The organism is Pseudomonas sp. 05N434 (assembly GCF_056396965.1).
Genome location: NZ_JBFTMK010000396.1, coordinates 1 through 4710, shown reverse-complemented (window position 1 = coordinate 4710; position 4710 = coordinate 1). Strand labels below are relative to the sequence as shown.

General features: G+C 61.5%; 5 protein-coding genes. 1 reads left to right on the top strand and 4 read right to left on the bottom strand.

Annotated elements, in window-relative coordinates; translation table 11 throughout:
• On the top strand, nt 1-849 hold an 849-nt coding region (locus tag AC1DLB_RS21640), incomplete at its 5' end, for a metal ABC transporter ATPase (RefSeq protein ID WP_477785612.1).
• Nucleotides 850-947: 98 nt separating this feature from the next.
• Here AC1DLB_RS21640 and hldE read toward each other — a convergent pair.
• From hldE to AC1DLB_RS21620, 4 genes are all read right to left on the bottom strand, one after another.
• Nucleotides 948-2378 (bottom strand): bifunctional D-glycero-beta-D-manno-heptose-7-phosphate kinase/D-glycero-beta-D-manno-heptose 1-phosphate adenylyltransferase HldE, encoded by a 1431-nt coding sequence (hldE, locus tag AC1DLB_RS21635; protein WP_086944092.1) that lies wholly within the window; start codon nt 2376-2378, stop codon nt 948-950.
• A 102-nt stretch (nt 2379-2480) separates the two neighbouring features.
• Nucleotides 2481-3086, bottom strand: a complete 606-nt coding sequence (cysC, locus tag AC1DLB_RS21630; protein WP_018928542.1) for an adenylyl-sulfate kinase — start codon at nt 3084-3086, stop codon at nt 2481-2483.
• Nucleotides 3079-3783, bottom strand: coding sequence for a sulfotransferase family 2 domain-containing protein (locus AC1DLB_RS21625; RefSeq protein WP_018928543.1), 705 nt, complete (start codon nt 3781-3783; stop codon nt 3079-3081). The genes cysC and AC1DLB_RS21625 overlap by 8 nt, the downstream gene beginning before the upstream one ends.
• A 185-nt stretch (nt 3784-3968) precedes the next feature.
• Nucleotides 3969-4710: ATP-binding cassette domain-containing protein (locus tag AC1DLB_RS21620; RefSeq protein ID WP_477785611.1), on the bottom strand; the 742-nt coding region annotated here is incomplete at its 5' end.

Below are 4710 nucleotides of genomic sequence, written 5' to 3'. Positions count from 1 at the left end.
ACCCTGCAACGCCGCCGTCCGGTGACGGTGGCCGACAGCGAGCGGTTTGCCCTGGAGCTGGCGAACCTTGGGGTCTCGGTGCGCCTGACCCTGCATTGGCAGAATCGCGATTACTGGGTGTTGGTGCGTCAGCGTCGGCAGGATCGCGGCGACGTGGTGCTCAAGCTGATCTCCGGCTACGTGCCGGCCCATGAGCTGAACCTGCCGCTGCACACGGCGACCCAGGAAATTGCCGAAGAGTGCCTGCTGGAAACCCCGGAGGGCTGGCTCAGCGGACGCTTCAACGAAACCTGGCTGCCAGCGCCCTACTCGGCAGCCCTGCATTACCGCGAAGCCCTGCCGTTTCGCCTGACACCACTCTCCGGCTCGGCGCGGCCGGTGCGCTGCGCGAACATGCCGCTGATCGAACGTCCCCGGGCCTACGTGCACTTGCCGACAGCCTCGCTGCAATTGATCTACGATTTGCGCCTGGACGTGCCCAAGGAAGCCAAATCCCTGAGCCTGTTCCATGTCGACGAGCGGCTGGAGGGCGATCAACTGGTGGCCCGGCTCGATCGCAAACGTCCCGATTTGTACCTGATGCCACTGCAGGACGGTCAGCCGATGGCCGAGCTCTATACCCTGAAAAAGGATCACCTGTACCCGGCAAGTACCCGCGGGTTGTATCTGGCGGAGAGTTTTGCCCGGCAGGAAGGCTGGCTGGTGAGGGATGAGCGGATTCGCTGGAAGGATTGGGTGCGGCAGCAGGGTTTGACCCCACCGGGGAAGGATTCGGGCCTGGCCCGGTTACGCGGGAAGGCGAAGCAACTGCTGAAAAGAATCGTGCCGCGCAAGAAAGTCAGCTCTTGAAGCATCACAAAAGCAAAAGATCGCAGCCTTCGGCGGCCCCTACAGGGTCATGTGTATACCTGTAGGGGCCACCGATGGCTGCGATCTTTTTTATGGCTTTACTCCGGCTCTGATTGGCGAATCTTCTCGACAATCGCCGTGGTCGAGCTGTTTTCCACCAGCCCCAGCACTTTCACGGTCCCGCCGTAAGCGCTGACGATGTCCGCGCCAACCACTTGGTCGATCCCGTAATCACCGCCCTTGACCAGTACATCCGGCTTGACCGCACGCAGCAGGTTTTCCGGGGTGCCTTCAGAGAAGCTGATCACCCAATCGACGGCGCCTAAACCTGCCAGCACCGCCATGCGACGGTCGACGCTGTTGATCGGCCGACCCGGCCCTTTCAAGCGACTCACCGACGCATCGTCATTGACCGCCACGATAAGGCGATCACCTTGGGCGCGCGCCTGTTCGAGGTAAGTCACGTGGCCGGCATGCAGGATGTCGAAGCAACCGTTGGTGAACACGATCTTCTCTTTGTGCGCTCGCGCGTCATCGACCGCCAGCAGCAACTGCTCGAGGCCCAGCACACCGCGCTCGGAGCCTTCCTCACGCTGGATCGCACGACGCAGTTCCGGTGCGCTGATGGCCGCGGTACCGAGCTTGCCGACCACGATGCCCGCCGCCAGGTTGGCCAGGGCCACCGCGTGGGGCAGCTCTTCGCCAGCGGCGATCGCCGCCGCCAGGGTAGAAATCACCGTGTCGCCGGCGCCGGTCACGTCGAACACTTCACGGGCACGGGCCGGCAGGTGCAGCGCCGGATGATCCGGGCGCAGCAAGGTCATGCCGTGCTCGCCACGGGTTACCAGCAATGCACCGAGGTCGAGGTCGTGCATCAGCTGCGCGCCCTTGCTCACCAGTTCGTGCTCATCGGCGCAACCGCCGACGATGGTTTCGAACTCGCTGAGGTTCGGGGTGATCAGGCTCGCGCCACGGTAGATCGAGAAATCCTTGCCCTTGGGATCGGCCAGCACCGGAATGCCACGGGCACGGGCGGCCTGGATCAGCACCTGATGGTTTTTCAGCGCGCCTTTGCCATAGTCGGACAGCACCAACACCTTGATGCCTTCGAGCAATTCGTCGACTTGCTCGCCCAGCGCCAGGGCGTCAGTTGCGAAAGGCTCTTCGAAGTCGATACGCAGCAATTGCTGGTGACGGCTCATGACCCGCAGCTTGACGATGGTCGGCTGGTGCGCAATGCGCTGGAACAACGCCCGCACGCCGGCACCCTTGAGGCTATTGACCAGGCTGTCGGCGGCTTCGTCGTCGCCGGTCACGCCGACCAGCGAGGCCGGCGCACCGAGCGCGGCAATGTTCAAGGCAACGTTGGCGGCACCGCCCGGGCGGTCCTCGATGTGCTCGACCTTGACGACCGGTACCGGCGCCTCAGGGGAGATCCGTGAGGTACCACCATGCCAGTAACGGTCGAGCATGACATCGCCGACCACCAAGACAGGGGCTTGATTGAATCGCGGCATGGACAACTTCATGGAGCAACCCACATACAAAATGAACAGGGGCGCGATATTAACACAGGGTTGGCGCTGGCTTGCGGGGCGGCTGCAACCGGATGAATCGGCAGGGAATTCTGTTCATTTATTGAGCAGAAATTGCGATAAACGATGGCAAGCGTCCTCACGTTGCAGCACCTGGGTGTCGATCTCGCACTCAGCCGTCAGCGGTGCCTCATAAGGGCTGTCGATGCCAGTGAAGTTCTTGATCCGCCCTTGGCGGGCCGCTTGATACAAACCTTTGGGGTCCCGTTGCGCGCACACCGCGAACGGCGTGCTCACGTATACCTCGATGAAATCGCCCTCAGCGAACAACCGACGAGCGGCATCACGCTCTGCGCGAAACGGCGAGATCGCCGCAACAATCACAATCAAACCGGCGTCGACCATCAGCCGTGCCACCTCGGCCATGCGCCGGATGTTTTCCCGGCGACACTCAGCACTCATTCCCAAGTCACGACACAGGCCATTGCGCAGGTTGTCGCCATCGAGCAGGAACGTGTGCAGCCCGCGCCGATTGAGTTGCAACTCCAGTGCATTGGCCAGGGTCGACTTGCCCGCGCCCGACAGGCCCGTCAACCACAGGCAACGCGGGTGCTGGAATTTGATTGCGGCGCGGTCGCGGTTCGACAGTGACAGATCGTAAGGCCTGATCTCTGGAACAGGTATCGACAGGGGCTCATTCATAACCGAGCATTTCGTAATCGCGCTGGTACACCCGCCGCACCAGCCGACGGGTACGCACCGAGCAGAAATCGCGGGCAAGCATCGGACGCCGCTGTTGCGAGCCRTTGACGTGAGGCAACACCGCCCAGTGGCCCACCTGTTCGCAGACCAGGCGAAAATCCCGCTCCAGATGCTCCTGGTAGCCAATGAAGTCCAGGGCCAGATGCCCCAGGGAGTCGGTCAGAAAATCCGTTTGCGCGGCAAAATGCATTTGTCGGCTGATGGTCTCCGAATGCAGCCAGCGAGCGACGAAATCATCGAAGTCGCGGTAGTGGCAGACCAGCCTCTGCGCCGCCTGATCGCGCCGGCCCAACTCATTGCCGCGCAAAAAAGCATAAGCCGAGTAGGCCCTTTCCAGCGGATCACGAACGAAGGCGAACTTGAAACTGGCGGCAAACTGCTCGGGAAATTGCTGCTCGTACCAGTACAACGGCAAGTGCCCGGGGCTCCACCCATCGAACATCGCCGCACATACGCTGCTCCCGGCACACTTGGGAACATGAATGAATAGACAGGAACGCTGCTCGAAGGCCCGTGGGAAGCTCAGGCTGGCCGACATCGACTTGTTGATCACCTGACGGTCCACGACCGACAGGCGTCCCAGCAGGAAAGCCCGCTGCGGCTTGGGCAAGAGCTTCCAGAGATAACGTTGCAGCATGGCAGTACCCGCGCGAAAGGGTTGCCCCCCTCGATTGAAGTCAAAGTTCGTTCAGGAACCTTAACAAGCGCGTTGCCGAGATTTATTCCGGTTTGGTCAAGAAGCGTAAAGGTCTGGATACAATCCACCGGACGCGTTGCACGCCGGTGAACGCAAGGGTGAGCAGGGCTCACCCTTGCATCGAATCAGGCGATGTCTTCAGCCGGGGCGTCGAGGCCCATGGCGTTCAGACGGGCGTAGTAGCCATTCTGCGCCAGAAGCTCGGCATGGGTGCCGCGCTCGACGATCCGGCCCTGATCCATGACCAGAATCAGGTCAGCCTTCTCGATGGTCGACAACCGGTGAGCGATGACCAGCGTCGTTCGACCTTTCATGACCTGATCCAGTGCAGCCTGAATATGCCGCTCGGATTCGGTATCGAGGGCCGAAGTGGCTTCGTCGAGAATCAGCAACGGTGCATTCTTCAGCAAGGCCCGGGCAATTGCCAGACGCTGACGTTGACCGCCGGACAGCAACACGCCGTTCTCGCCGACCTGGGTGTCCAGGCCTTCGGGCAACTGCGCAATGAAGTCCATCGCGTAGGCGTCTCTTGCCGCCTTCTCGATGTCTTCGCGGGGAGCCCCAGCCAGATCGCCATACGCAATGTTGTTGGCCACGGTGTCGCTGAACAGCGTCACATGCTGGGTCACCTGGGCGATGTGCCTGCGCAGGTTCAGCAGCTTGTACTGTTCCACTTCAACGCCATCGATCAGGATCTCGCCCTTGTCGTGGTGATAGAAGCGCGGAATCAGGTTGGCCAATGTCGACTTGCCGCTGCCCGAACGCCCCACCAATGCCACCATTTGCCCCGGCTCGACCGAGAAACTGATGTCATCGAGTACCTGGCGATCGGTGCCCGGGTAAGTGAAGCTCAAGTGACGCACATCC

Coding starts and splice junctions, on each gene's coding strand:
- cysC (WP_018928542.1), bottom strand. CDS start 3,086: ATGAATGAGCCCCTGTCGATACCTGTTCCAGAGATCAGGCCTTACGAT.
- hldE (WP_086944092.1), bottom strand. CDS start 2,378: ATGAAGTTGTCCATGCCGCGATTCAATCAAGCCCCTGTCTTGGTGGTC.